Raw genomic sequence first — 23,807 nt, forward strand, 5'->3', positions numbered from 1 at the left:
CCAAACGAACGAGGACATTGTGTACGAAGGTGCAGTTCAAGAGCTGATTGACGAGCTCGGACGCCTTCCCGGAGTCGGCCCCAAGTCTGCCCAGCGCCTGGCCTTTCACATCCTCGAGGCCGATCCGCAGGACATGAAACGGCTCGTCGACGCCATCACGTCGGTAAAGGAGCGGGTCAAATTCTGCACGGTCTGCGGCAACGTCACTGAGCAGGAACTGTGCAATATCTGCCGCGACCCGCGCCGGGATCCCTCGGTGATCTGCGTCGTGGAGGAATCCAAGGACGTCCTTGCGGTGGAGCGGACGCGGTCGTTCCGGGGCAGGTACCACGTCCTGGGCGGCGCGATTAACCCGATCGCCGGCGTCGGCCCGGAACAGCTCCGGATCCGCGAACTCCTGACCCGGCTCAACGACGGCGCCATCCAGGAAATCATCATCGCCACCGACCCCAACCTGGAGGGCGAAGCCACAGCCACGTATCTGGCGCGGATGCTCAAGTCCATCGGCATCGCTGTAACCCGGCTTGCCTCCGGCCTGCCCGTCGGCGGAGACCTGGAGTACGCCGACGAGGTCACACTGGGTCGGGCCTTCGAGGGCCGCCGCAACGCGTTGAGCTGACCGCCCCCTGCACGCATCGCCGGGCCAGCCGCCGTCGTGATGCCCGGTCGCGCCCCGCAGGACATGCCCACCCCTGACGCCCGCGGCTGGACATGATGCCAATATGCCCATCCCTGGAGCCAACCCGGAGGGCATGCCCATCCCTCGGCCTCAGGAAAGAGCATGTCCCCAAACCCGGAGGGCATGTCCAGTGCGAGAACGAGCGTGGCCGTCTGCCATTCGGTCACAATTCAACGCCGCGCGGCTCCCGGCGATAAACTGGGCTGAGAAGTTACGCCGTCGCGCCGTTTGGTTGCTTGGCCCAGAACCCCGATGATCCAGTGAGGGTGCGCGCATGAGTTTGCCCACTACCGAAGTCCAGCCCGGGTCGCAGCCCCAGGAGCTGCCCGTCTCGGCCGCCGTCACCAAGCACCTCGTCGTGAAGAAGTTCGGCGGTTCCTCGGTGGCGGACGCGGAAGGCATCAAGCGCGTTGCCCGGCGCGTCGTGGACGCCCACAATGCCGGCGACGAGGTCGTGGTGGTTGTCTCCGCGATGGGCGACACCACCGATGAACTCCTTGATCTCGCAGCCCAGGTGACGGATTCCGCCCCCGCCCGGGAAATGGACATGCTCCTTTCCGCCGGCGAGCGCATCTCCATGGCCCTGCTGGCGATGGCCATCAACAAGTACGGCGCCTCCGCCCAGTCCTTCACCGGTTCCCAAGCCGGCATGATCACCGACGGCATCCACGGCAAGGCCCGGATCATCGACGTCGACCCGCACCGGATCCGCACGGCCCTCGACAAGGGGCACATCGCGATTGTCGCCGGCTTCCAGGGCATGAGCCGCACCACGAATGAGATCACCACTCTGGGCCGGGGCGGTTCGGACACGACGGCGGTGGCGCTGGCCGCAGCCCTCGACGCCGATGTCTGCGAGATCTTCACCGATGTGGACGGCATCTACACCGCGGACCCGCGCGTTGTGCCCTCCGCACGGAAGATCGACCGGATCTCCAGCGAGGAAATGCTCGAGCTCGCGGCCTCCGGGGCGAAGATCCTGCATCTGCGTTGCGTTGAATACGCGCGCCGCTTCGGAGTGCCGCTGCACGTCCGTTCCTCATTCAGCCAAAACGAAGGCACATGGGTCCTGCCCAGCGCCGATGACAAGATCACAATTCAAGAGGGAGTTGCCTTGGAGCAGCCAATCATCTCCGGCGTTGCGCACGACCGTTCCGAAGCCAAGGTCACGGTGGTCGGCGTTCCGGACATCCCCGGCAAGGCTGCGGCGATCTTCCAGGTCATCGCCGACGCGCACTCCAACATCGACATGATCGTCCAGAACGTTTCCACCCACGGTACCGGCCGGACGGATATCTCCTTCACGCTGCCGATCGTCGAGGGTGCCGACGCCCTCGCCGCCCTGCGCGCCGCCCAAGCCGAGATCGGCTTCGAAAACATCGAATACAACGAGAAGATCGGCAAGCTGTCCCTGATCGGCGCCGGAATGCGCTCTCACCCCGGCGTCTCGGCACGGTTCTTCGCCGCGCTCTCCGAAGCCGGCATCAACATCAATATGATCTCCACCTCGGAAATCCGCATCTCCGTGGTGACCCACGCCGACCTGCTGGACGACGCCGTGCGTGCCATCCACAAGGCCTTCGGCCTTGACAGCGAGGACGAGGCAACGGTCTACGGCGGCACCGGCCGCTAAGACAAGACCAGCTAACAGCGCGAAAAAGGGAGCGGCGCCGCCGCTCCCTTTTTCGCGCCTGCTTGCGAGGCGTACCGAGGCCCCTCAGACTACTTCCGCGCCTGGTTCGGAGGCCGGAAGAGATCCGTCAAACCTCTTCCTTCCACAGGTCCGATTTACGGACCGCGTAGTGATGCCCTTGAGAGTCAGTCTCGACTTCAAACGACGCCAGGTCGTCTTCCGAGGCGTGCTCAAAATCGTCATGCCGGTGAAGCACAGGCGCTGCGGTGTCCCCCCGGTTTGCGGGTCCGAAAAGGAGCCTCAGCTTGTCGGTCATGTTCATGAACCTTCTGACTGCATATGCCACAAATCCCACCCCCTTCCCTCTCACGGGTGGATCACGGATGCTGCACTGCGGTGTGTCAGTGCCCCCATTTTACGCCCGACGGCGGCAAAAAGCCCGGGGTGGGAAGGGCGTGAACCCGCAGCCTAGCGGAGGGATTTATCGCCAGGATTGCGCGGCACAACATAGGTGCTGCCGTCGGGCCGGTGCACCGTCTCCCACTGCCGGGATTCGGCCTGGCGCTGCACCAGCAGCTGGCGGTTCTGCTCCGTCATCTCGTGGCCGAGTGAGCCGCGGTTGGCCGGTCCGAAGATTGCCCGGAGCTTCCCGGTCGCCCGCATGAACCTCTGGGCGGAGTTTTCCTTGGCCATCGCTACCTCTCCTCGTGAACAAGACAATATTGCCAGTGTACGCTAATCATTAGTGCACTAACTATTTGAAGGAGCGGGTGTGACCGAAGGAACCGGAACAATCCAGACAACCCGGGAAGCCCGGGCAGCCGAGGAGGACCTTCTGCTGGAACAGCAGCTCTGCTTCGCCCTGACCGTGGCGTCCCGGAGTGTGGTGGGCGCCTATAAGCCAGTCCTCGACAAGCTGGGCCTGACCCATCCCCAATACCTCGTCATGCTCTGCCTCTGGGAATCCAGCCCCCGCTCCGTCCGTGACATCAGCGACGCCCTCGCCCAGGAACCGGCAACCATCTCTCCGCTGCTGCGCCGCCTCGAAGCGGCCGGTTTCATCACGCGCCAGCGCATGGAAGGCAACGAGCGCACCCTTGACGTGCGGCTGACTCCGCACGGCGCCGCTCTGCGGCAGCAGGCGACGGCGGTCCCCGGCACCATGATGGCCCTTCTGGGGCTGACCCGGGACCAGGTCGGCCAGCTGCATGCGTCCATGATGGACCTGATCGCCGCGACACGGGCAGCACAGGGAGCCGCCGCCGAGGACCAGGCCCGGCGATAGGACACGGCCCGGCGGTAGACTGGGCAAAACGGAGGAGGACTGCTGATGCCCAAGCAACTGAGCCATGCGGCGCTCGTGCTGATGGCCTTGGCCGGATTGGCGGCCTGCGCCCCGGGCGGCGGACCGGCACCCTCCCCGTCCACCACAGCCACTGCACCGACGGGCAGCGCCTCCGGCACCCCGTCGCCGGACACCGAGACAACCTCGACGGCTCCCTCGCCGTCAGCGTCCCCGCTGCCCTCCGGGCCGGGCCAGGGCAATGCCGAACTCTCCATCATGATCAAACCGTCCCAAACCGGCGCCCCCACCAGCTTCACCCTCGTCTGCCAGAATGGTGCTCCGGCGGCCGAAAGCCAGCACCCGTCTGCCGGCGCGGCGTGCACGGCCCTGAAAAACAACCCGGTTCTCCTCAGTCCCGCCCCGCCGGCCAAGGACCAGGTCTGCACCCAGCAGTACGGGGGCCCGCAGCAGGCCACGGTCACCGGCGTCGTCGACGGCAGGAACGTTGAGGCGACCTTCAGCTTGCGGGACGGCTGCGAAATCGCGCTCTGGAATGCCGCCAAGGACGTCCTGGGCTCCACCGGCGGAGCTGTCTAAACTGGTGCACCTCCCCCAGGAAGACTGGCTGCCGCTCCAGGCCGCCTACCAGCAGCGCGTCCGGCGCTACGCGGATCCCTATCTTGCCCGGCGCTCCGCCGGCCGGAAGCACCCGGTGGAGGACTTCCTTTTCACCTACTACACCCAGAAACCTGGCCAGCTGCTGCGCTGGCACCCGGGCGCCGGCGTCGTGCTTTCGGGTCCTGAGGCGGCCGGGCGGAACGGCTGGAAGTTCTACCGTCCGCTCGACGACGGCGAACTCGCCGCCGCCGGCCTGCCGGCGGGCACCACGGCGGTGACGGTCGACGTCGGCACTTTCGTGCGGGAGCGCCGTGAGGCGTTGCACTTCGCGCGGATCATTCTGGCCGGGACTGCGGCGCGGCCGGCCCAGTTCGGCTGTTTCGGGCTCCACGAGTGGGCCATGGTGTACCGGCAGGACAAGTTCGAGCTCCGGCATGAGTACCTGCAACTGCGGCTTGGCCCCGACCGCACTGATCAGGTGGTGGAGGAGAACCGGATCCGCTGCTCCCACTTTGACGCCTTCCGTTTCTACACCCCGGATGCCGTTCCGCTGAACAGCCTCGAGCCCAGCCGGGAGAACCAGCGGACGATGGAGCAGCCCGGGTGCCTCCACGCCAACATGGACCTTTATAAGTGGGCCTACAAGCTGGCGCCCGTGCTGCCCAGCGAACTCGTCATGGACTGTTTCGAACTTTCCTGGCGGACCCGGGCCATGGATATGCAGGCTTCCCCGTACGAGCTCGCCGAGTGGGGTTATCCGGCCATCAAGATCGAGACGCCGGAGGGCAAGGCCGAGTACGTTGAATACCAGCGGGCATTCGCCGCCGAATCGCAGGAACTACGGCAGCGCCTGCTGCGGGAGCTGGCCCGGCTGCCGCACGCAACGGACGCAGCCCTGGACCCGGAAGGAAACCCATGACTGCCGCCTCCAGCGTGCACGACGTCGACCTCACCATCCGCCTGACGGAGGCCCCCGGAGCGCCGGAGTCCACGTTCCGGCTGGAGGCCAGCGGCGGCGCCGTTTCCAGCGCGTCCACCCTGCCGGACCCCGTTGCGGCCCTGGACGCAGTGCAGGCGCACGGGGAGGACATCTTCTTCCCCAAACCCGGCCCGCCCAGGGTCTGCACCCAGCAATACGGCGGTCCCCAGGTTGCCGTCGTGACGGGCTGGTTCCTGGGGCGCGAAGTCCACAGCGGGTTCAGCCGCACCGACGGCTGCGAAATCGCCCGCTGGCGCGCGATGGCGCCCCTGCTCGGCGGCGTTGCCGGCTCCACCGGCGCGATCTGAGCTCGGACAAACGGGCAGCTCCACGCGGTCTGAGCCCTTAAACACCAGCGGCCGGCGGTTCGAACCGCCGGCCGCTACCGTTGCCAGGTTGCGGAGTTCGCCCTAGACGGCGTTGTCCGGAGCCTCGTTAAGATCCCCGTTCTGGATCTTGCCCTTCTCCTTCTTCACCTTGGCGCCCTTGTCTTTCTTGTCCTTGTGGCCCTGGCCGTTGTCGGCGTTCTCACCGGGGCCGTCGTTGCTGTCCTGGTCCTCCGATGTCGGCGGGACCACGACGGCACCGGACGGTGTCACCAGCACGCTGACAAACGTAGGATCACTGGCGCCGGCAAACGTCACCCGGCCGATGTAGGAACCGGCGGCCAGGCCCGTCCATTTCAGGGTGACCGTGCCGGATTTGCCGTTGCCCAGCCGCAGCGGGTTCGGCATCAGCGTCGCATTGCCCACGTTGGCGCCGAGAATAGCCGCATCCACGCTCGCCTTGGTGGCCTGGCTGTTGGGGCTCGCGAACAGGTTCACGAAAATCCGGTAGGTTCCCGGAGCCGGGTTGGGGATCGAAAGCGACTCGCTCGCCGACGAGGTCGCGACCTGGATCAGCTGGTTGGAGGGGTTGACCACAAACATGTCGAAGTCGGCATTCGGGTCCGCGGAGAAGGCCGAGAACTTGGCCAGCGGGCTGCCGGCCGGCACGTCGACAGTCTTAGCGAAGTTCGAGGCATTGGTGGCCCCGAGCTGCGCTCCGCCGGGAGTCAGTTCGATGGCGGTCGAATCCGCCTTGGAAAGACCGTCCAGGCTCATGTTGACGGGCAGGTTGGTGCCGGAGACGACCTTGATGTCACCGGAGCCGGTGCCCCCTTGGGACGTGAAGGCAACATCCGGCGCCGCAACAACCGCCTGCGGGCGGACCGCGATCGGGGACGCGACGTTCTTATTGGCACCCTGCCAGGTCAGGGAACCCATGGCGAACTTGCCCAGGGCCGCATTCTGGTTCTCGAAGGAAACCTTGAACGTCTTCTTTTCGCCCGGCGCGCTGAAGTTCAGGATGGTCGGCGTCACAGTGACCTTGACGCCCGGCAGGTCGGTCTTTACCCGGTAAGTCCCCGGGGTCAGCGCCGTCAGCGTGCGGGTGACCTCGATCTTGCCGGTGAGGTTGCCCAGCGCAAAGGACGGAAGATTCATATCGCGCGGCTTCGTGGTGCCGATCCCGGGGATCCCCAGGTCAACGCCGGTGCCCTGGATGAAAGCCAGGTAATCATCGGCGGTGGCGTCGTAGACCAGACCGGGATCCAGCACCCGGGCCGGGTCCACTTCGCCCGCGCCGGTAGCGAAGACATCCGGGTCCTTGCTGCCGTCGGCGAGCTTGATGTCGCCTGCGGTGGTCATCATGGCGGACTTCACGACGGCGGGCGACCACGTGGGGTTCTTGCCGAGGATCAGTGCGCCGAAGCCGGCCACATGCGGGGATGCCATGGAGGTACCGGACATGAAGCCGAAGTTGTCCCCGCCCGTTCCGATCGGCGAGACGCCAGCCAGGACGGCCACGCCGGGAGCCGCAACATCGGGCTTCAGCAGATCCGAGCCGGTGGCGAGGAGCGGGCCGCGGGATGAGAAACCTGCGATCTGCGGCTGCGCTTCGAGCGGCAACCCGGTGGTGTCCTTGTTAACAAGGGAGACCGTGATGGCCGGGTTGGCGGCGACTTTTGCCTTGATGGCCTCGGTTGCCGGCGGATTGACGTGGACAGTCGGGACTGCGTGCTTGTCCGTGTCCAGCGAGGAGTTGCTCAGGTTCACCAGGATCATCCCGACACCGCCGCCTCGAAGCACCTCGGCGCTCTTGGCGACGCGGTCAAAGACGCCACGGTCACAGACGACGACCTTGCCGGCGACCTTTGCCGGGTCCAGGGTACCCGGGCCGCAGAGGGCCGCGTTGGCGTCTCCGGCAGTAGCGGCAGCGTTGGCGGCCAATACGACGCCGGCGTTGGCGACCTGGCGGTTCATGATGCTCGCACCGCGGTACTTGCTGCCGTCCGAAAACTCAACGGTTCCCTGCAGTTCCTGGGAGAAACTGCTGGCGGCCACGGTGGTGAGCCACGGTGCGCCGTGGTTGACGGTGCTCGCCGTCGGGCCGGAGTTGCCGGCTGAGACTGCGACGAAGATGCCGGCGGAGGCGGCAGAAAGGAATGCCATGGAGACCGGATCCGTGGTGGTCGTGGTGGCACCGGAGATCGAGTAGTTCAGTACGTCGACGCCGTCCTTGATGGCCTGGTCGATGGCGGCGACGGACGAGGAGCTGTAGCAGCCGCCCGTGTTGGCGTCGTCGTCCTCCCAGCAGACCTTGTAGACGGAGAGTTTGGCGGCCGGGGCGATGCCGCTGGTCAGGCCGAAGCTGCGGCCGTCCACGAAGGACTCGACGTTGGCGTTGCCGGCGGCGGTGCTCGCCGTGTGCGTTCCGTGGCTCGCGACGTCGACCGGGGAGATCCGTTCCAGCGGCGACCGGTGCGCCGGCTGTACGTAGTTCAGGAAGTCATCGGCGAAGTAGTGCGCGGCGAGGACCTTGGAGTTGCAGGCGGACCCGTCGAAGTCCTGGCCCGTCTGGCAGTCACCGATGAAGGTGTCGCCGTCGGATTTGAGCATCGCAATCTTGCCGTCGTCGTTGCGGTAGGGCACGCCGACGACGGGGTCTCCCACCAGCGGCTTGACCTGCTCGCCTGCAAAGAAGGGGCTGGACGGGGTGTAGCCGGTGTCGATAACACCGACAACGACGCCCTTCCCGGCGGCATCCTGGCCGCCGAAGTTGGTGTTCCAGGTGCCGTTGGATCCGCTGAGCTTCAGGAAGTCGGTGCTGGAGTAGTCCGGCGCGTTTTCCGTGTCAGGGGCGACCACCAGGACGCCGGGGTTCTTCGCCAGTTTGATGGCCTGGTCTGACGTCAGGGTGGCGCTGAAACCGTTGACGGCCGCGGTGAACTGGCGCTTAATAGCGACGTTCTGCTGCGCTGCGACCTCGGCCTGCTTCTTTTCGAGGTGCGCCTCGTACTGTTTGACTTCAGTTTTGTTGTCATCGAGCTTCTTGCCTGCCACCGGCTTGGTGGCCGGCAGGCCGGCCGTCCCGCCGTCATAGGTGGCTGCGGGCTTTTCGGCCAGGACGACGATGTAACGGCCGTCCTTGTAGTTGTTCGGATCCACGTTCTTCTGCGCCACTCCGGCAACAGAGGACCCCTGCGCGGGGGCCGCATTGGCGGGTGCGATTGCAATGGTCGCCAGAAGAACCGGCAAGCCCAGGGTCAGTGCCGCGGCCCTCCGGAGTCCCCCGCTTCGAAGGAAGCTCTTTCCTGGTGATGTCACGAGTGATTGAACCTTTCGTAAAGGAACGGTGCCAGCGGCAATACCGGCCCCGGCGGCTGGCGGGGCGGCCCGGAAAACACCTCGTGCGGCCCCGACGGATACCAGCCGATTCATACAGTACAGACTGAGAGCTGAATATGACATAGAACACAAGGGCCAGTTTAAATTTGACAGACAATTCGACAGGACGCGACTGGGGCAGCAGGGAGCCGCCGAACCGCGCACTGCGGTCCGGCTCGTGCCGTTAGGGTGGCCCTACTGCCTCGGGGTCCTGACAACGTCGCTGATCCAGGCCCGGGTTTTCTCATCCAGGGGACCAACCACATTGCTTGCCCTGGCCGCGCGGTCCGCCTTGATCTTCTGCAGGACCATCCGGCCAAGGCCCGCGAACACGGCGGCGGCGATGACGGGCAACAGCACGGATTTCGGGTTCTCAGCCATGCGCACATCCTACTGACGCCGGCGCGCCGGAGCCATAGCAGCCGCGGCTTCCCCGGGCGGCGTTTGCGCAGTTCAGCGGCCGGTCCGAGACTGCGGGGACAGGCCGCCAATGGCCGTTGCCGCGGATTTGGTTCCCGGACCCTGGCACGGTCGGGTTCACACTTGCGGGCCGAATGCGGCCGGACGCAGCGCGGCCGGTAGAATGGGCGTGCAAGCTCGCGGAGCGCCCTTTCACGCTGTATCACCAAGCAGTCCTCACCACACAGCGGATCGGCGTGAGACGGCACCACTCCGCTGCGCCCCTACCAACGCTCACGCACAGGAGTTGCCGGATGCCCCGGATCGTTGTCGACGTCATGCCCAAGCCCGAGATTCTCGACCCGCAGGGGAAGGCCATCGTGGGTGCACTCCCCCGGCTGGGCTTCACCGCCTTCAGCTCTGTCCGACAGGGCAAGCGCTTTGAACTCACGGTTGAGGGCGAGGTGACCGAGGAGATCCTGGCCCAGGCCCGGAACGCGGCGGAGACCCTGCTGTCCAACCCCGTCATCGAGGATGTCGTCAACGTCGAGGTCGTTGAGGCCTGACATGACTGAACTTCCCCTGATCGGCGAGGCTGTCGCCGTCGCCGCCCACCCCCAGCTCGCGGGCGCGAAGATCGGCATCGTCACCTTCCCCGGCACCCTGGATGACCGCGACGCCGCCCGTGCGGTCCGGCTGGCCGGCGGCACTCCTGTGGCGCTCTGGCACGCCGACACCACGCTCGGCGACGTCGACGCCGTCGTGATTCCCGGCGGATTCTCCTACGGCGACTACCTCCGCGCGGGCGCCATTTCACGGTTCGCGCCGCTGATGGCCAAGGTCATCGACGCCGCCAACTCGGACGCCAAACTCCCGGTCCTCGGCATCTGCAACGGTTTCCAGATCCTCACCGAGTCGCATCTGCTGCCCGGCTCGATGATCAAGAACGACCACCTGTTGTTCATGTGCCGCGAGCAGGTCCTGCGTGTGGAAAACAACACCACGGCGTGGACCGGCGACTACACTGCCGGCCAGGAAATCACCATTCCGCTGAAGAACCAGGACGGCCAGTACATCGCCGACGAAAAGACCCTGGACGCCCTCGAGGCGGAGGGCCGCGTCGTGTTCCGCTACGTCGGCTGGAACCCGAACGGTTCCCGCCGCGACATCGCCGGCATCTCCAACGCCGCAGGAAACGTGGTGGGACTCATGCCGCACCCGGAGCACGCCGTGGAGGCAGGCTTCGGCCCGGAGAACGGCACCGGCACCGAGGGCCTCGGGTTCTTCACCTCTGTCCTGAACAAGATCGTGGGAGTAAGCAAATGACGGAGACCTCGACTGGCCCGATCACCGGAAGCGCCGGCGAGACCGCCAGGAAGTTCAACATCGACACCGTTGAGAACGCGGCCAAGACCCCGGACACCGAACTCCCCTGGGCCGAACTGGGCCTGAAGCAGAACGAGTTCGATGAGGTCGTCAAGGTCCTGGGCCGCCGCCCGACCGGCGCCGAGCTCGCCATGTACTCCGTGATGTGGAGCGAACACTGCTCCTACAAGTCCTCGAAGAACCACCTGCGCCAGTTCGGCGACAAGGTGACCGGGGAGATGAAGAAGGACATGCTCGTGGGCATCGGCGAAAACGCCGGCGTCACCAACCTGGGCGACGGCTGGGCCGTGACGTTCAAGATCGAGTCGCACAACTCGCCGTCGTTCGTGGAGCCCTACCAGGGTGCCGCAACGGGCATCGGCGGCATTGTCCGCGACATTATCTCCATGGGCGCGCGCCCGGTGGCCGTGATGGATCCGCTGCGGTTCGGCGCCATCGACCACCCGGACACGGCCCGCGTCATGCACGGCGCCGTGGCCGGCATCGGCGGCTACGGCAACTCGCTGGGCCTGCCCAACATCGGCGGCGAAATGGTCTTCGACTCCGTGTACCAGGGCAACCCGCTGGTCAACGCCCTCGCCGTCGGTGTCATGCGCCACGAGGACATCCGACTCGCCAACGCCTCCGGCAAGGGCAACAAGGTGGTGCTGTTCGGCGCCCGCACCGGCGGCGACGGGATCGGCGGCGCCTCGGTGCTGGCCTCGGAGTCGTTCGACGAAACCAAGCCGTCCAAGCGCCCCGCCGTCCAGGTCGGCGATCCGTTCGCCGAGAAGGTCCTGATCGAGTGCTGCCTGGAGCTGTTCAAGGGTTCACTGGTTGAGGGTATCCAGGACCTCGGCGCCGCTGGCATTTCCTGCGCCACATCCGAGCTCGCCTCCAACGGCGACGGCGGCATGGAAGTCGAACTGACCTCCGTCCTGCTGCGCGACCCCACTCTGACCCCGGGCGAAATCCTGATGTCCGAGTCGCAGGAACGCATGATGGCCGTGGTCACCCCCGGGAACATGGCCGCGTTTGAAGCGGTCATGGACAAGTGGGCTGTGGAGTACTCCTGGCTGGGCGAGGTGACCGATACCGGCCGCCTCATCATCACGTGGGAAGGCGAGGTCATCGTCGACGTCGACCCGCGCACCGTCGCCCACGACGGCCCGGTGTACGACCGTCCGTACGCCCGCCCCGAATGGCAGGACGCCGTCCAGGCCGACTCCTTCACCGGGTCCGTGCAGGACGCCGGCCGTCCCTCCGCTCCCGCGGACCTGGCCGCCGCGATTACCGAGCTCGTTGCCTCGCCGAACATGTGCAGCAAGTCCTGGATCACCCAGCAGTATGACCGCTACGTGGGCGGCAACACCGCCATGGCGTTCCCGGACGATGCCGGCGTGGTCCGGGTGGACGAAGAAACCGGCCTGGGCGTGGCCCTGGCCACGGACGCCAACGGCCGCTACACGTACCTGGACCCGTACCACGGCGCACAGCTGGCCCTCGCCGAGGCCTTCCGCAACGTCGCCACCTCCGGCGCCGTGCCGATGGCCGTCAGCGACTGCCTGAACTTCGGCTCCCCGGAGGACCCGGACGTCATGTGGCAGCTCGCCGAGGCCATCCGCGGCCTCTCCGACGCATGCATGGTGCTCGGCATCCCGGTCACCGGCGGCAACGTCTCGCTGTACAACCAGACCGGAAGCGTTCCGATCCATCCGTCCCCCGTGGTCGCCGTCCTGGGCAAGTTCGACGACGTCGCCCGCCGGACACCGTCGGGCTGGAAGGAAGACGGCCAGGCCATCTACCTGCTGGGCACGACGGCGGCAGAGCTGGACGGGTCCGAATGGTCGAACATGCGCGGACACCTCGGCGGCCTGCCGCCCAAGGTCGATCTCGCGGCCGAACGCGCGCTGGGTGAAATCCTGATCAACGCGTCCCGCGACGGCATGGTGGACTCCGCGCACGACCTCTCCGAGGGCGGCCTCGCGGCAGCCCTCGTGGAGTCCTCGCTGCGCTATGGCGTCGGTGCCCGGATCGCGCTGCAGGATGTCCTGGACCGGGACGGCGTGGACCTGTTCACGGCGCTGTTCTCCGAATCCCAGGGCCGCGCCGTCGTGGCCGTGCCCCGCTCCGAGGAGATCCGCTTTAAGGACATGTGCACCGCCCGTGGCTTTGCGCACATCCGGATCGGCGTCGTGGACGCCGAGGGCGGAACGCTGGAGATCAACGGAGTCGAGACCATGAACCTCGACGCCCTCCGCGAAGCCCATGAGGCGACGCTTCCGAAGTACTTCGGCTAATCCCCGCCGTCACCCTAGCCTCGCAAGCTCGGCCAGGGAACCCTGACGGCGTGGGCCCACCCATCGGTTGCTCCGCAACTGCCCTTTTGAACCCTCAAAACGGCAGTTGCGGAGCAACCGTTCGTTAACGGCCGGGCCGCCAGCCGGACTGGACGAGCGCGGTCCGGACCTTGGCCACCGCGGCTTTCGCGTCGGGGTTCATGTGCCGCTTGGAGATCCGGACCTCGGTCCAGCCGAGGGCCGCGTACCGCTCGGAGCGGGCGATGTCCCGGACAATCTGACCCTCATCACCGTGCTGTTCGCCCTCGTACTCGATGCCGATCCTGTATTGCGGGTAGGACAGGTCGGGTTCGTGGTGCCGGGTTCCTGCATCGTCGATGATCGGCACGTTCAGCTCCGGTTCCGGAAGCCCGGCCCGGCCCATGGCAAGCCTCAACAGGGATTCCTGCGGCGAATCCGAGCCCACCCGAATGAGCGTGATGGCTTCCTTCGCCTTGCGGAGTCCGCGCTTTCCCTTGTGGCGGTCGATCATCCGCTGCAGATCTTGAAGGCTGCAGAGCGGCATACACCGGCCCTCTAAATCGGGCCGAGGCACCCGGACGCAGCTATCGCCGGCGACGACGAGTTCGTCTACGGTCAGCATTTCGGCCAAATCCAGCCAGGTTCGTTCGGGAGTGGTGATCGGTATCCCGTCCAGCAGCGTGATTTCGTCGTCGTAGAGCTTCATTCGGTGGACGATGACATGTGGCCGGTTGAGATGGGCTGCGCCCTCGGGCCTGATCACGTGGTACATCTCCGGTCCCTCCTTTGGCTGACGCGCCGGAAGCGAACCAAGCTCCGCCGCGGTGAGGTGCGACGCGGCGCATCGCACATTGACCTCAATGAAAGGCCGCACCCTCACGCGGAGGGGAAGACCCGGAGTCGTGCCAAGGCCACGAATCCCCCGGCCTAGCGCTACCAGGGAATGGTGGCGTAGGCGTTTGGCGGACACCCCGGCCCGTGCCGCCTCGACAACGGTGAAGGGGCGTCTCTGGAAATCGTCGGGCAGCGGGCGCGCAGTTTTCATGGCCTTATGAGACCAGAACTGCGTCGACGCCGCAGAAGTTATCCACACCGCCCATCGACTGCTCCGTAGGTGCCGTTATGACGCCTCAAAAGGGCGTTTACGGAGCAATCGACGGGGTTAGTCGTCGCTGCGTAGTTCGCGCTGGCGGGCGCTGAGCAGCTCGAGTTCCGGCCGCGCAGCCACAAAGCGCTCGACGGCGGCGAGCACGTCCACGAGATGGGCCCGGTCCGCCGCGACGAGCCCGGCGCCGATGACGGTGCGCCGGTACTGGTCGTGGTACTCCGCCTCGGTCACGGAGACGTCGAAGCGGCGCTTGATTTCGGCCAGCACCGGCCGCACCACGGACCGCTTCTCCTTGAGGCTGTGCACGTCGCCGAGGAGGACATCGAGTTCAATCCAGCCGATCCACATGGATTAAGCGTATCGATTGCTCCCCACCGGCCCCCTCGCTTCGCAAGCTCGGCCAGGTAACCCTGCCGGCGTGGGCCCCCGGCCGTTTTGGGACCCCATAAGGGCCGGCGCGGAGCAATCGGCGGGGACTAGATGGTGAGTTCTCCCATCCGGTCCCAACCCTCGCCGTCGAACTGGCGGCTGATGATCCGGGGAGTTTCGAGCAGCGCCTGCGGCATGTCCGCCATGGCCTGCTTGAAGTGGGCGCTGTTGACGTGGTCTCCGGCGGCGTCGTCCTTGAAGGCCTCGACCAGGACGAACTCGTTGGGGTCCTCCACACTGCGGGACCAGTCGAACCACAGGTTTCCGGGTTCCTTGCGGGTGGCCTGGGTGAAGTCCTCTACGAGGCCGAGCCAGCGCTCAGACCAGTCGGGCTTGACCTTGAATTTGACGACGATGAAGATCACGGCACGGCCTTTCGCTTGGGTAAGTCGGCTTTCCATTGTTGCAAGACAGCGACACCGGGTCACATCCGGCCCATTCCGGCCGCCGCAACCGGCCTAAGTCAGCAGGCCTTGATCGCTTCCCGCGCCAGTTCCTGCTGCCGCGGTGTCCCCACGCGTTCGGCCCACTGCTCGGCGAGCTGGAACTCCACCATCGCCTCGGTGCAGCGGCCGGCCTCGTGGAGCGTCCAGCCCAGGTTGTTGTGCAGGGCCACCATCCACCGCTTGGTCCGGGGATCGTGCACGGTCGAGGCGTACTCCAGGGCACTCCGGGTCCAGGTCTCCGCATGCGCGGTGTCCGCGATGGCCAGCATATGGAGTGCGTCCACCGCCAGGAAATCCTCGCCCAGGTGATCGGCGAGTTCTGCGCCCTGCTCAAACAACGGCACCGCCATTTGGGCATGACCGCTGGAGTTCAGCACCCGCCCGCGTTCCAGGAGCACCCGGACGGCCACGGTGGGTTCGTCGCCGTCGATCGCGTCAAGCAGGGCATCGGCCTCCTCGAAGCGGCCCTGCAGTCCGATGGCCCGGCCCAGCTGCGTGGCGAGCTCCGCCCGTTCGTCGGCGTCGAACGTCCCGTCGGCGATCGCGTCACGGAACCGGGTTTCGGAAAGTTCCGGGTTGTCGAAGTCCCACAGTCGGTCAAGGATTTGTTGGTCAAGCATTGCCTGCTCCTGCTCAGCTCACTCCTGCGGCCAGTTCTTGTGCACTCCTAATGTAGCGGGAAGTGACGCGCGCACGGGCCCGCCGGGTCAGGGCGCCGCCGGCGGCGTAGAACCAGTTCGACGGGGCTCCGAAAGCCGTGATTTCGATCGTCACCATGCCCTGCTCATCGATGGAGATCTCGAATGCCTCCTCCCCGCGGACCGGATGTCCCGGGAGCGTGCCGTAGCCGAACCCGGCGGACTGGGGTCCGTCCCCCGATACCGGGCGCCGCACCCACACCACTTCGCAGGGTGCGTCTATCCGGACCGGCCCGAGGCCGAAGCCGCTCACCACGCGCGTGCCGGGGACCACGACGTCGGACTCCGCCCGCACGCGCAGCCCCGCCTTCCGTTGGAGCTGCCATGTCAGCATGCCCTGGACGGCTCGCCGGTACGCCGGTACGCCGTGTCCCAGGTAGGCCTGCGAGACGAGACACTCGACATCGGCCGGCAGCGGACCGTGCTCCGTGGCGCCGATCCCCGCATAGTTGAGCTCGCCGGCCGCAATCCGCGGGCTCCTCACGGCGGCGCCTTCCCCTCGGCGCCCCGGGTGAGCCTGGCCCAGCCAAGTTGTTCCTGTTGGCGCCGGCTCAGGGTGGCAACGACGAGGTCGTAGGAGTCTTCCACCATGTCCCGGATCATCGAATCCGGCAGGGCGCCGTCCAGGCGCACCCCGTTCCAGTGGGTCTTGTTCAGGTGCCAGGCCCCCGTGATCTCCGCATGGGCGGCGCGTAACTGTTCGGCCAGCGCGGGCTCGCACTTCAGGCTGACGGATAAGTCGGCCGCGCCCGTCGCTGACAGGGCGAACATCTTGGCTTCATGCCGGGCTCCTCCGGAGACCGCGGCCCGGACCTTGAACACGGAGGTCTCCGGGCCGAAAGGAAAGTCCTCGTAAGCGCCGGGAAAGCCAAGGCAGATGTCCCGGAGTGCAGCTACGTCCATGGTTCGAGCCTACTTCCCGCTGCCGACATTTTGCGGGCGGATCTGCGCCGCCGGCCTTGGATTACGAGGCCGGAGCTGCAGCCCGCGCTTAAGCGACGCCGAGGAAGTTCTCCAACAGCACGACTTCGAGTCCGGCGGCGAGCTGCGCCGCCCGGAACGCCGCGAGGTCGGCGGCGAACTCCGGCCGGAAATGCATCAGCACGATGTCCCCGGGACGCAACGCATTCCCGTACTGGTAGTCCATGCGCCCCGCGTTGGCCTTCGCCTCCCACGTCACGACCGCCTTAAGACCGGCCGCTGCCACCGCCTGGCGCATGGCATTGGAGTAGTCCCCGCCAGGTGGCCGGAAGAGCGTGGGCCGGCGCCCGAACTGCTGCTGGGCGTAGTCCTGCATGCCCGCAATTTCGGCCAGTTGCTGCTGGTAGCCGAGCTGGCGGGACATGTTCACATTGTGGCTGATCGTATGGTTTTCCACCAGGCTTCCCTGGGCTTCGAATTGTTTGAAGAAGCCGGGGTTATCCTTCACGAAGTTCCGCGTGAGGAAGATCGTCGCCGGGTAGTCATACTCGGTCAGCAGCCGCACCATCTCCGGAGACTTCGTCATGCCGTCGTCGATCGTGAGGAACACGACGGGGTGCTTCGTCGGGATCCTGCTGAGCACCGGTGCCATCCCGCTCTGCACGGGGGGCAAGACGAAATCGGGGATGAAGCTCCGCCGAAGGTGTTTGGCCCCCTCCGGACGCAGAGCGCCGGGGACCTCGGCGTTCCGCCCGCCGACCGTCAGGATGGACGGGGGCAGTCCGGACCCGCGGGCCGGACCCGGGGCCGGGACGGGGCCCGGCGTCGGATTCTCCGGAGACGCGCAGGCCCCCAACGCCGCCATCAGCGAGGCCCCCAACAAGCCCAACGCGGCCCTCCTGCCCGGAAGCCCGGTGAGGGCAATCGGGAGGGAAGCCGTAGGCACCGTCGGGTAGTGCTCACACATGGCTGATCCTGGCGTCCGGGGAAAGATTCAGCAGAAGACTAGCAGACCAACATGCACGTTGTGGATGTGGCGTCCGGGACGGCGGCTACAGACCGAAACGACGGGCATCCTGCGCCGGACAGGCATTCATGATTACGTCCAAGCCGGCGGCCTTGGCCCGTTCGGCTGCCGCTTCGTCAATGACTCCCAGCTGCATCCAGACGGCCTTGGCCCCGACAGCAATCGCCTGGTCCACGACGGCGCCCACCCTCTGGGAATTGACGAAGCAGTCCACGACGTCGATGGGCCGCTTGCTGTCCGGGATGTCGACCAGGCTCTTATATCCCGTTTCGCCGTGGACGGAGTTGCCCGGCAGGTTCACCGGGATGATCTCCATGCCCAGACGGTCGCGGATGAACAGCGACGTGTCGTAGGCGGCGCGCCATTCGTTGGTGGTGAGGCCGACGACGGCCCACCGTCCCTTGGTGCGCATAAGCCGTTCGAGGACGGCAGGATCGTTGACGTGGGCCATGAGCACAGCCTACTTGCCGCGGACGCGGCCTGCCGCGGGGGCACGCCGCCGGCCACGCCCGCCGCCTGCCCGTTGCGCTATCACGCAGGGTCGTTTTCGACGCTCAGGATGACGCCCGGAATGACCCGGATGATAGTCCGACGGATTAAGGCTGGCCGGGGACTTTGGTGGGAACGGCGCCCGGGAAGGTGGGCTTGACCGGAGTGGGGACATGGGGCAGCCGGCCGGCGTCGGAGCCGGGCAGTTCCGGTTCTGCGTGCAGCCCGGGCGTTGCCGGTGTCGGCAGGATCCCGCCGCGGCCGACGGCGGGTGGGGTAGCTGCCGGCGGCGCGGAGGTGGCCGGTGCTCCGGGAATCCGCGCTGCGGGAGAGGGCATACCGCTCGGCGTGCCGGCAGTGGCTGGGCTCGAGGGTGGCACCGGACCAGCAGGAACGGAAGCCGGCGACGACCCGGCAGGCTGCGGGGCCAGGGGCTTGTGCGCCGTGGGCTGGAAGATGGCGCCGACGCTCAGGCTGAGGTTGTGGCGGAAGTCCTCGCTAGAGGCGGCCACGGCGCCTGCCCCAAGACTCATCGCGCCAATAACGGCGCCGCCGACCACGGCCAGGCGGCGGTTCCGGCTCTTCCGGCGGTCCGCGAGGCTCACGACGCCGGCCGGGAGTGCGGCGTCGACGGACGATGCACGATCCAGCGGCGCCGTCCCGGTTGCCGGCGAACCGGTTGTTCCTGCCGCGAGGAGTGCAGCGAGATCGTCCCGGGGCGCCGAAGCCTGCTCCGGGACCAGCGCGCGGAGCTGTTCCAGGGAGGTGCGGAGCTCGGTGGCAGCTTCGAGGCCGGAATCGCGGAGCATCGCCTGGATGCTGCCATCCTGCTGGGTGTCGCGTGTGCCGGTCATGATGCTGCGTGGTCCTTTTCGGTGACGAGTTCGCGCAAGGCGCTGAGCCCGCGTCGCTGAAGCTGTTTGATGGCGCCGGGTGTCTTGTCCATGATGCCGGCCACCTGTTCGATGGAAAGGTCCGCAACGATGCGCAGGACCACGACCTCCCGCTGGTCCTCGTTGAGCTGGGAGAGGGTGCCGGAGATGCCGCCCAGGGAGCCGAGCGCCTCGTCCTCGGCGGAAGCGGAATACCGCGCGTCGTCCAGGGGATCGTATTCGGCCAGGTATGGCGTGCGTTCCGCCCGCCTCCTGTAGTCGACCAACCGCGCGTGGGCGACGGAGAAAATGAAGGTCCGCAGTCCCGCGTGGCCGCCGGTGATGTTGGCCAGCTTTGGCAGGACGTCGACGAAGACGTCCTGTGTCAGCGCCTCGGGATCTTCCGCACCGCGTGCCCGGAAATAGCCGAGCACCGCGGGCGAAATAACCGTGTAGACAGCGCTGAAGCCTGACGGGTCGCCAGCCAAGGCGGCTGACAATTCGTCATCGCTTAGCTGTTCTGCCAAGAGGCTGTCCTTCCGTTACTGCTGGGGTGCGGCCTCGGCAATTCTAGCGGCCGCACCCCGATGCCTCCGTGGAGGCATTCAACGCTTACTGGTGAGGACTACTTCTCAACCTTGGGCAGCTCGGCGGACGGCATGGCCGGGGTGGCCGGAACAGCCGGAACGCCCTTGGCGCCCGGAACTGCAGGCACGGCCGGAACAGCAGCGTCTACGTCAGCGTTGGCGTGCGCCTCGCCCGCAACGCCCTTGACGCCGGCGGTGCCGCTGATGCTGGCACCATCCTTGTCGGCGTCGACGGAGCCTTCGCCGGCAGCTTTGGTGCCCTTGGCGTCGGCGGCGCCCTTGGCAGCGCCGTCAGCAGACGGGGAGGCCGGAACGGCGGGGACAGCCGGGACAGCCGTTGTGGCGGGAAGCTTGGGGGCGGCCGGAACCGCGGGGGTGGCCGGGATGGCGGGCGTAGCGTGGTTCACTTCAGCCTGCTGGGTGCTGGACATCTGGGCCGCGTTGGCCAGTCCAATGCCGGAGAAACCTCCGACCGCCAGAATGGCGGCGCCGACAGCAATCTTGGTGGTCTTGCTAACACTCTTCATAACAGACATACATCCTTTTGTTGGTGGAAGGCCGGCCGGCGCCCGATGGGGGCGGGCGCCGGCCTGCACTTGCATTGGAAGGCCGGCCGGAGGCCTGGTGGGGGTCCAGGCTCCGGCGGCGCTTACAAAGGAGTAATCGCCGGGGCACCCCGAAAGGTTACGCACGGCTCGGAAATTCTTTTCTTTTCTTTCAGGGAGCGGTTCACACGGGCTGAAACGACGACGGCGGCGGGCCACCTTTGCAGGTGACCCGCCGCCGTCGGACTTCAGTGCGCCGGACGTTAGTCGGCGATTACGGTTTCAGTCGTTGATGAGGTCGTTGACCACGATCGTCTGGTCGCGGTCCGGGCCGACGCCGATCGCGGAGAAACGCGTACCTGAAAGCTTTTCCAGGGCCAGAACGTAGTTCCGGGCATTCTCCGGCAGGTCATCCAGGGTGCGCGCGCCGGTGATGTCCTCGGTCCAGCCTTCGAAGTACTCGAAGATCGGCTTGGCGTGGTGGAATTCGGTCTGGGTCATGGGCATTTCGTCGTGCCGGACGCCGTCGACGTCGTAGGCCACGCAGACCGGGATCTGCTCGATGCCGGTGAGCACGTCCAGTTTCGTGACGAAGTAGTCCGTGAAGCCGTTGACGCGGGAGGCGTGGCGCGCCAGCACGGCGTCGTACCAGCCGCAGCGGCGGGGGCGCCCGGTGTTGACGCCGAACTCGCCACCGGTCTTCTGCAGGTACATGCCCATGTCATCGAATAGTTCGGTGGGGAACGGTCCGGCGCCGACGCGGGTGGTGTACGCCTTGATGATGCCGATGGAGCGCGAGATGCGGGTCGGCCCGATCCCCGAGCCCACGGAGGCGCCGCCGGCGGTCGGGTTCGAGGAGGTCACGAACGGGTAGGTGCCGTGGTCGACGTCCAGGAACGTCGCCTGGCCGCCCTCCATGAGGACCACCTTGCCCTCGTCCAGTGCCGTGTTGAGGACAAAGGTGCTGTCGATGACCAGCGGACGGAGTCGCTCGGCGAAGGACAGGAAGTACTCCACGATCTCGTCCACCTCGATGTTGCGGCGGTTGTAGACCTTGACCAGGAGTTCGTTCTTCTGCCGCAGCGAGCCTTCGACCTTCTGGCGCAGGATCGAGGCGTCGAAGACGTCCTGGACGCGGATGCCCAGCCGGGCCACCTTGTCCATGTAGGCGGGGCCGATGCCGCGGCCGGTGGTGCCGATGGCGCGGCTGCCAAGGAAACGCTCGGTGACCTTGTCCAGGACCTGGTGGTACGGGGCCACCAGGTGGGCGTTGGCGGAGATGCGCAGCTTGGAGGTGTCCGCGCCGCGGGCCTCGAGGCCGTCGATTTCCTGGAACAGGGCTTCCAGGTTCACCACGCAGCCGTTACCGATGATCGGAACCGCGTTGGGGCTCAGGATGCCGGCCGGAAGGAGCTTGAGCTCATACTTCTCACCGCCTACGACGACGGTGTGCCCGGCGTTGTTGCCGCCGTTGGGCTTGACGACGTAGTCAACGCGGCCGCCGAGCAAGTCGGTAGCCTTTCCTTTGCCTTCGTCGCCCCATTGGGCTCCGACGATCACGATTGCTGGCATGGGATCCTCCCCCATTCGTTCGGGCCGGACTGCGGTTGACCCACCAGGTGGTCACCGCAGCTCAGCGCCGTTCATGAGAATGCCCCGAATTCTACCGCTGCTCTTAACCAACGCCAGAGTTCCGGGGCTCTTACCACCCAAGTTTAGCCGATCGCGGTGCCGGGCACTCATTTGACCATCCACTGGACGGACGCGGGGACCGCCGGCCGGCGGGGGTCTGGGTGGGCGCCCCGGGGTCCGGGGCCCGCTGCAGGCTGCAGCTCAGGGTGCAGTGAAGGCCAGGGCAGCCTCCGCCAGAGTTGTCCACGCCTGCGCTGAGCCGGCGGGCACTTCCACCCAGTCCTTGAAGGGACGCGGTTCATCCCCGAGGGATCGAAGAGCTGCGCGCCGGGAAGACCGAGGGCGCGGGTGTGCTCGGGCGAATCCCGGCCCAGCTTGAACGCCATCGCGTCACCGGTGAGGCAGGCGATGGCCTTCCGGTTGGCCATCAGGGCGCGAGAGCCAAACGTCTGGCCCAGCGCAACTCCCGCGCCGGCCAGATCTGCTGCCACGCCTTCGAAGGCGGCGACGGCGGCAGGGGACGACTCTTTCTTCTTCATGGCGTTCGTCATAGCTGCATCATCCACCAGGACGGCCACGCCACATAGCGGGCACGACTTGCGGGACGCGCCTGCGTGGAATTAAGTGAGAGTGACCATCCCGAGCGGCCGAGGGACCTGGACCGTTGACGCCGCAGCAACCCTGCCGGACACAGCCTGCCTCCACGGCCGGCCTGGCCGGCCACGGTGCTACCGCCAGGACCGATGGAAGGAACCGTCCCATGCCCCGGAACACCGACCACATCCGCGCCACCCACGCCGGATCGTTGCCCCGCACTCCTGAGTTGATCGCCGCGAACGAGGCCAAGGAAGCTGACGGCATCACGCCCGAATTCCTGGACCTGCTGGAAAACTCGGTGGTGGACATCGTGCGGCGTCAAAAGGACCTCGGCATCGACATCCCCAACGACGGCGAGTACGGGCACGCCATGGCCAGCTCCGTGGACTACGGGGCTTGGTGGAACTACTCGTTCTCCCGGCTGGGCGGCCTGGAACCAACCGACGTGGACCGCTGGGCCGACGCCGCGGTGCACCGTTCCACGCCGGGGAACATCGTCCTGACCTCCTTCCCCGACCGCCGGGACCGGCAGAAGTTCAATGAGGCGTACAACGACCCCTCCTCCGGAATCCTGGCCCACCGCAAGGCCGTCACCCAGCCCAAAATCGCAGGTCCGCTGACCTACACCGGCCAGGCGCTCGTGGCCTCGGACATCGCCAACCTCAAGACCGGCCTGGCGGGCGCGGGCCTGGCCGAAGGCTTCGTGGCCTCCCTCTCCCCGGGGTCCTGCGCACGCGTCGCCAACGAGTACTACAAGACGGACGAAGAACTTCTCTACGCCTGCGCCGACGCGATGCGTGAGGAGTACAAGGCCATCATCGATGCCGGACTGACCGTCCAGCTTGACGACCCGTCCCTCGCCGAAAGCTGGGACCAGATCAACCCCGAGCCGAGCCTGGCGGACTACCTGAAGTTCATCCAGCTCAGGGTCGAGGCGACGAACTGGGCGCTCCGGGGCCTTCCGCAGGAGCAGATCCGGCTGCACGTCTGCTGGGGTTCATGGCACGGCCCGCACACCACGGACATCCCCTTCGCGGACATCCTGGGTTCGGTCCTGCAGATCAACGCCGGCGCCTATTCCTTTGAGGCGGCCAACGTCCGCCACGAGCACGAATGGCGGGTCTGGGAAGACACCAAGCTCCCGGAGGGCAAGGTCATCATCCCCGGAGTCGTCTCGCACGCCACGAACGTAGTGGAACACCCGGAGCTCGTGGCGGACCGGATCGTGCGGTTCGCCGAGCTTGTGGGCCGTGAAAATGTCATTGCGTCCACAGACTGCGGCCTGGGCGGCAGGGTCCATCCGCAGATCGCCTTCGCCAAGCTCGAGGCCCTCGGAGAAGGCGCACGCCGCGCCACCACGCGGCTCTGGTAGCGGATCCCGGAGATCCCGCGGCGCATTTCGCAGGGCTTGATAGACTGATAAGGATCGACTAGGAATCGGTCCACACCACATTTTCAAACCACACCGTA

Annotated in this window: 27 protein-coding genes; 10 read left to right on the forward strand and 17 right to left on the reverse strand. The window is 66.6% G+C overall.

Annotated features, from left to right (window positions below):
* Nucleotides 1-19: 19 nt before the first annotated feature.
* A complete protein-coding gene (gene recR / locus AC1DCZ_RS02180; protein WP_476894377.1) occupies nucleotides 20-619 on the forward strand; it encodes a recombination mediator RecR in 600 nt (199 codons plus the stop codon).
* Between the two features lie 334 nt (nucleotides 620-953).
* Nucleotides 954-2,312, forward strand: coding sequence for an aspartate kinase (locus tag AC1DCZ_RS02185; protein WP_476894378.1), 1,359 nt, complete (start codon nucleotides 954-956; stop codon nucleotides 2,310-2,312).
* A 127-nt stretch (nucleotides 2,313-2,439) separates the two neighbouring features.
* On the opposite strand, the gene AC1DCZ_RS02190 is transcribed toward AC1DCZ_RS02185, so the two are convergent.
* Together AC1DCZ_RS02190 and AC1DCZ_RS02195 are read right to left on the reverse strand one after the other, a co-directional pair.
* The gene (locus tag AC1DCZ_RS02190) at nucleotides 2,440-2,628 is read right to left on the reverse strand and encodes a hypothetical protein (RefSeq protein WP_476973211.1); all 189 of its coding nucleotides are present in this window, start codon (nucleotides 2,626-2,628) and stop codon (nucleotides 2,440-2,442) included.
* 152 nt (nucleotides 2,629-2,780) lie between these two features.
* A complete protein-coding gene (locus AC1DCZ_RS02195) occupies nucleotides 2,781-3,005 on the reverse strand; it encodes a hypothetical protein (RefSeq protein WP_476973212.1) in 225 nt (74 codons plus the stop codon).
* A 79-nt stretch (nucleotides 3,006-3,084) separates the two neighbouring features.
* Here AC1DCZ_RS02195 and AC1DCZ_RS02200 point away from each other — a divergent pair, with 79 nt between their 5' ends.
* From AC1DCZ_RS02200 to AC1DCZ_RS02215, 4 genes are read left to right on the forward strand one after another with little or no spacing between them, the layout of a single operon-like run.
* A complete protein-coding gene (locus tag AC1DCZ_RS02200; protein ID WP_476973213.1) occupies nucleotides 3,085-3,597 on the forward strand; it encodes a MarR family winged helix-turn-helix transcriptional regulator in 513 nt (170 codons plus the stop codon).
* Between the two features lie 45 nt (nucleotides 3,598-3,642).
* Nucleotides 3,643-4,194 carry an SSI family serine proteinase inhibitor gene (locus AC1DCZ_RS02205; RefSeq protein ID WP_476973214.1) on the forward strand — a complete coding sequence of 184 codons (552 nt, stop codon included), beginning with the start codon at nucleotides 3,643-3,645 and terminating at the stop codon, nucleotides 4,192-4,194.
* Nucleotides 4,151-5,134, forward strand: a complete 984-nt coding sequence (locus AC1DCZ_RS02210) for a 3-methyladenine DNA glycosylase (RefSeq protein WP_476973215.1) — start codon at nucleotides 4,151-4,153, stop codon at nucleotides 5,132-5,134. Before AC1DCZ_RS02205 ends, AC1DCZ_RS02210 begins: the two co-directional genes overlap by 44 nt.
* Nucleotides 5,131-5,502 carry a serine protease inhibitor gene (locus AC1DCZ_RS02215; protein ID WP_476973216.1) on the forward strand — a complete coding sequence of 124 codons (372 nt, stop codon included), beginning with the start codon at nucleotides 5,131-5,133 and terminating at the stop codon, nucleotides 5,500-5,502. The genes AC1DCZ_RS02210 and AC1DCZ_RS02215 overlap by 4 nt, the downstream gene beginning before the upstream one ends.
* 102 nt (nucleotides 5,503-5,604) lie before the next feature.
* Here AC1DCZ_RS02215 and AC1DCZ_RS02220 read toward each other — a convergent pair whose 3' ends face one another.
* Together AC1DCZ_RS02220 and AC1DCZ_RS02225 are read right to left on the reverse strand one after the other, a co-directional pair.
* Complete coding sequence (locus AC1DCZ_RS02220; RefSeq protein WP_476973217.1) at nucleotides 5,605-8,985, reverse strand: S8 family serine peptidase; 3,381 nt, start codon at nucleotides 8,983-8,985, stop codon at nucleotides 5,605-5,607.
* Between the two features lie 111 nt (nucleotides 8,986-9,096).
* On the reverse strand, nucleotides 9,097-9,282 hold the full coding sequence (locus AC1DCZ_RS02225) for a hypothetical protein (RefSeq protein WP_476894386.1): 186 nt from the start codon (nucleotides 9,280-9,282) through the stop codon (nucleotides 9,097-9,099).
* Between the two features lie 332 nt (nucleotides 9,283-9,614).
* Here AC1DCZ_RS02225 and purS point away from each other — a divergent pair, with 332 nt between their 5' ends.
* Genes purS through purL form a run of 3 tightly spaced genes read left to right on the forward strand, consistent with a single transcriptional unit; the run spans nucleotide 9,615 to nucleotide 12,965 of the window.
* On the forward strand, nucleotides 9,615-9,866 hold the full coding sequence (purS, locus tag AC1DCZ_RS02230; RefSeq protein ID WP_476973218.1) for a phosphoribosylformylglycinamidine synthase subunit PurS: 252 nt from the start codon (nucleotides 9,615-9,617) through the stop codon (nucleotides 9,864-9,866).
* 1 nt (nucleotide 9,867) lies between these two features.
* Entirely contained in the window at nucleotides 9,868-10,626 is a 759-nt protein-coding gene (gene purQ / locus AC1DCZ_RS02235) for a phosphoribosylformylglycinamidine synthase subunit PurQ (protein ID WP_476973219.1), read from the forward strand.
* Nucleotides 10,623-12,965 (forward strand): phosphoribosylformylglycinamidine synthase subunit PurL, encoded by a 2,343-nt coding sequence (gene purL / locus AC1DCZ_RS02240; RefSeq protein WP_476973220.1) that lies wholly within the window; start codon nucleotides 10,623-10,625, stop codon nucleotides 12,963-12,965. The genes purQ and purL overlap by 4 nt, the downstream gene beginning before the upstream one ends.
* Before the next feature lie 124 nt (nucleotides 12,966-13,089).
* On the opposite strand, the gene AC1DCZ_RS02245 is transcribed toward purL, so the two are convergent.
* From AC1DCZ_RS02245 to AC1DCZ_RS02305, 13 genes are all read right to left on the reverse strand, one after another.
* On the reverse strand, nucleotides 13,090-13,758 hold the full coding sequence (locus AC1DCZ_RS02245) for a hypothetical protein (protein WP_476973221.1): 669 nt from the start codon (nucleotides 13,756-13,758) through the stop codon (nucleotides 13,090-13,092).
* A gap of 390 nt (nucleotides 13,759-14,148) precedes the next feature.
* Entirely contained in the window at nucleotides 14,149-14,442 is a 294-nt protein-coding gene (locus AC1DCZ_RS02250) for a DUF503 domain-containing protein (protein WP_476894390.1), read from the reverse strand.
* Nucleotides 14,443-14,570: 128 nt separating this feature from the next.
* A complete protein-coding gene (locus AC1DCZ_RS02255) occupies nucleotides 14,571-14,888 on the reverse strand; it encodes a putative quinol monooxygenase (RefSeq protein ID WP_476973312.1) in 318 nt (105 codons plus the stop codon).
* A 98-nt stretch (nucleotides 14,889-14,986) separates the two neighbouring features.
* Nucleotides 14,987-15,589 (reverse strand): hypothetical protein, encoded by a 603-nt coding sequence (locus AC1DCZ_RS02260; RefSeq protein ID WP_476973222.1) that lies wholly within the window; start codon nucleotides 15,587-15,589, stop codon nucleotides 14,987-14,989.
* 13 nt (nucleotides 15,590-15,602) lie between these two features.
* Nucleotides 15,603-16,151 (reverse strand): DUF1990 family protein, encoded by a 549-nt coding sequence (locus AC1DCZ_RS02265; protein ID WP_476973223.1) that lies wholly within the window; start codon nucleotides 16,149-16,151, stop codon nucleotides 15,603-15,605.
* Complete coding sequence (locus AC1DCZ_RS02270; protein ID WP_476973224.1) at nucleotides 16,148-16,570, reverse strand: MmcQ/YjbR family DNA-binding protein; 423 nt, start codon at nucleotides 16,568-16,570, stop codon at nucleotides 16,148-16,150. The genes AC1DCZ_RS02265 and AC1DCZ_RS02270 overlap by 4 nt, the downstream gene beginning before the upstream one ends.
* 88 nt (nucleotides 16,571-16,658) lie before the next feature.
* Nucleotides 16,659-17,555, reverse strand: coding sequence for a polysaccharide deacetylase family protein (locus AC1DCZ_RS02275; RefSeq protein WP_476973225.1), 897 nt, complete (start codon nucleotides 17,553-17,555; stop codon nucleotides 16,659-16,661).
* An 85-nt stretch (nucleotides 17,556-17,640) separates the two neighbouring features.
* Nucleotides 17,641-18,066: a CoA-binding protein gene (locus AC1DCZ_RS02280; protein ID WP_476973226.1), complete on the reverse strand. Its 426-nt coding sequence runs from the start codon at nucleotides 18,064-18,066 to the stop codon at nucleotides 17,641-17,643.
* 145 nt (nucleotides 18,067-18,211) lie between these two features.
* A complete protein-coding gene (locus tag AC1DCZ_RS02285) occupies nucleotides 18,212-18,958 on the reverse strand; it encodes a hypothetical protein (protein WP_476973227.1) in 747 nt (248 codons plus the stop codon).
* A complete protein-coding gene (locus AC1DCZ_RS02290; protein WP_476973228.1) occupies nucleotides 18,955-19,503 on the reverse strand; it encodes an RNA polymerase sigma factor in 549 nt (182 codons plus the stop codon). The genes AC1DCZ_RS02285 and AC1DCZ_RS02290 overlap by 4 nt, the downstream gene beginning before the upstream one ends.
* A gap of 98 nt (nucleotides 19,504-19,601) precedes the next feature.
* Nucleotides 19,602-20,090: a hypothetical protein gene (locus AC1DCZ_RS02295; protein ID WP_476973229.1), complete on the reverse strand. Its 489-nt coding sequence runs from the start codon at nucleotides 20,088-20,090 to the stop codon at nucleotides 19,602-19,604.
* A gap of 300 nt (nucleotides 20,091-20,390) precedes the next feature.
* Nucleotides 20,391-21,680 carry an adenylosuccinate synthase gene (locus AC1DCZ_RS02300; RefSeq protein WP_476973230.1) on the reverse strand — a complete coding sequence of 430 codons (1,290 nt, stop codon included), beginning with the start codon at nucleotides 21,678-21,680 and terminating at the stop codon, nucleotides 20,391-20,393.
* Between the two features lie 167 nt (nucleotides 21,681-21,847).
* Nucleotides 21,848-22,291 carry a hypothetical protein gene (locus AC1DCZ_RS02305; protein ID WP_476973231.1) on the reverse strand — a complete coding sequence of 148 codons (444 nt, stop codon included), beginning with the start codon at nucleotides 22,289-22,291 and terminating at the stop codon, nucleotides 21,848-21,850.
* Between the two features lie 209 nt (nucleotides 22,292-22,500).
* On the opposite strand from AC1DCZ_RS02305, the gene AC1DCZ_RS02310 reads away from it, so the two are divergent.
* Entirely contained in the window at nucleotides 22,501-23,709 is a 1,209-nt protein-coding gene (locus tag AC1DCZ_RS02310; protein WP_476973232.1) for a cobalamin-independent methionine synthase II family protein, read from the forward strand.
* The last annotated feature ends 98 nt before the right edge of the window (nucleotides 23,710-23,807 follow it).

This window comes from Arthrobacter sp. 10N418 (genome assembly GCF_056394725.1).

Excerpts from the sequence above, each read along its gene's own strand:
- AC1DCZ_RS02185 (WP_476894378.1), top strand. The coding sequence starts at position 954 with ATGAGTTTGCCCACTACCGAAGTCCAGCCCGGGTCGCAGCCCCAGGAG.
- AC1DCZ_RS02190 (WP_476973211.1), bottom strand. The coding sequence starts at position 2,628 with ATGACCGACAAGCTGAGGCTCCTTTTCGGACCCGCAAACCGGGGGGAC.
- AC1DCZ_RS02195 (WP_476973212.1), bottom strand. The coding sequence starts at position 3,005 with ATGGCCAAGGAAAACTCCGCCCAGAGGTTCATGCGGGCGACCGGGAAG.
- AC1DCZ_RS02205 (WP_476973214.1), top strand. The coding sequence starts at position 3,643 with ATGCCCAAGCAACTGAGCCATGCGGCGCTCGTGCTGATGGCCTTGGCC.
- AC1DCZ_RS02210 (WP_476973215.1), top strand. The coding sequence starts at position 4,151 with ATGCCGCCAAGGACGTCCTGGGCTCCACCGGCGGAGCTGTCTAAACTG.
- AC1DCZ_RS02215 (WP_476973216.1), top strand. The coding sequence starts at position 5,131 with ATGACTGCCGCCTCCAGCGTGCACGACGTCGACCTCACCATCCGCCTG.
- AC1DCZ_RS02220 (WP_476973217.1), bottom strand. The coding sequence starts at position 8,985 with ATGTCATATTCAGCTCTCAGTCTGTACTGTATGAATCGGCTGGTATCC.
- AC1DCZ_RS02225 (WP_476894386.1), bottom strand. The coding sequence starts at position 9,282 with ATGGCTGAGAACCCGAAATCCGTGCTGTTGCCCGTCATCGCCGCCGCC.
- purS (WP_476973218.1), top strand. The coding sequence starts at position 9,615 with ATGCCCCGGATCGTTGTCGACGTCATGCCCAAGCCCGAGATTCTCGAC.
- purQ (WP_476973219.1), top strand. The coding sequence starts at position 9,868 with ATGACTGAACTTCCCCTGATCGGCGAGGCTGTCGCCGTCGCCGCCCAC.
- purL (WP_476973220.1), top strand. The coding sequence starts at position 10,623 with ATGACGGAGACCTCGACTGGCCCGATCACCGGAAGCGCCGGCGAGACC.
- AC1DCZ_RS02245 (WP_476973221.1), bottom strand. The coding sequence starts at position 13,758 with ATGTACCACGTGATCAGGCCCGAGGGCGCAGCCCATCTCAACCGGCCA.
- AC1DCZ_RS02250 (WP_476894390.1), bottom strand. The coding sequence starts at position 14,442 with ATGTGGATCGGCTGGATTGAACTCGATGTCCTCCTCGGCGACGTGCAC.
- AC1DCZ_RS02260 (WP_476973222.1), bottom strand. The coding sequence starts at position 15,589 with ATGCTTGACCAACAAATCCTTGACCGACTGTGGGACTTCGACAACCCG.
- AC1DCZ_RS02270 (WP_476973224.1), bottom strand. The coding sequence starts at position 16,570 with ATGGACGTAGCTGCACTCCGGGACATCTGCCTTGGCTTTCCCGGCGCT.
- AC1DCZ_RS02275 (WP_476973225.1), bottom strand. The coding sequence starts at position 17,555 with ATGTGTGAGCACTACCCGACGGTGCCTACGGCTTCCCTCCCGATTGCC.
- AC1DCZ_RS02280 (WP_476973226.1), bottom strand. The coding sequence starts at position 18,066 with ATGGCCCACGTCAACGATCCTGCCGTCCTCGAACGGCTTATGCGCACC.
- AC1DCZ_RS02285 (WP_476973227.1), bottom strand. The coding sequence starts at position 18,958 with ATGACCGGCACACGCGACACCCAGCAGGATGGCAGCATCCAGGCGATG.
- AC1DCZ_RS02295 (WP_476973229.1), bottom strand. The coding sequence starts at position 20,090 with ATGAAGAGTGTTAGCAAGACCACCAAGATTGCTGTCGGCGCCGCCATT.
- AC1DCZ_RS02300 (WP_476973230.1), bottom strand. The coding sequence starts at position 21,680 with ATGCCAGCAATCGTGATCGTCGGAGCCCAATGGGGCGACGAAGGCAAA.
- AC1DCZ_RS02305 (WP_476973231.1), bottom strand. The coding sequence starts at position 22,291 with ATGACGAACGCCATGAAGAAGAAAGAGTCGTCCCCTGCCGCCGTCGCC.
- AC1DCZ_RS02310 (WP_476973232.1), top strand. The coding sequence starts at position 22,501 with ATGCCCCGGAACACCGACCACATCCGCGCCACCCACGCCGGATCGTTG.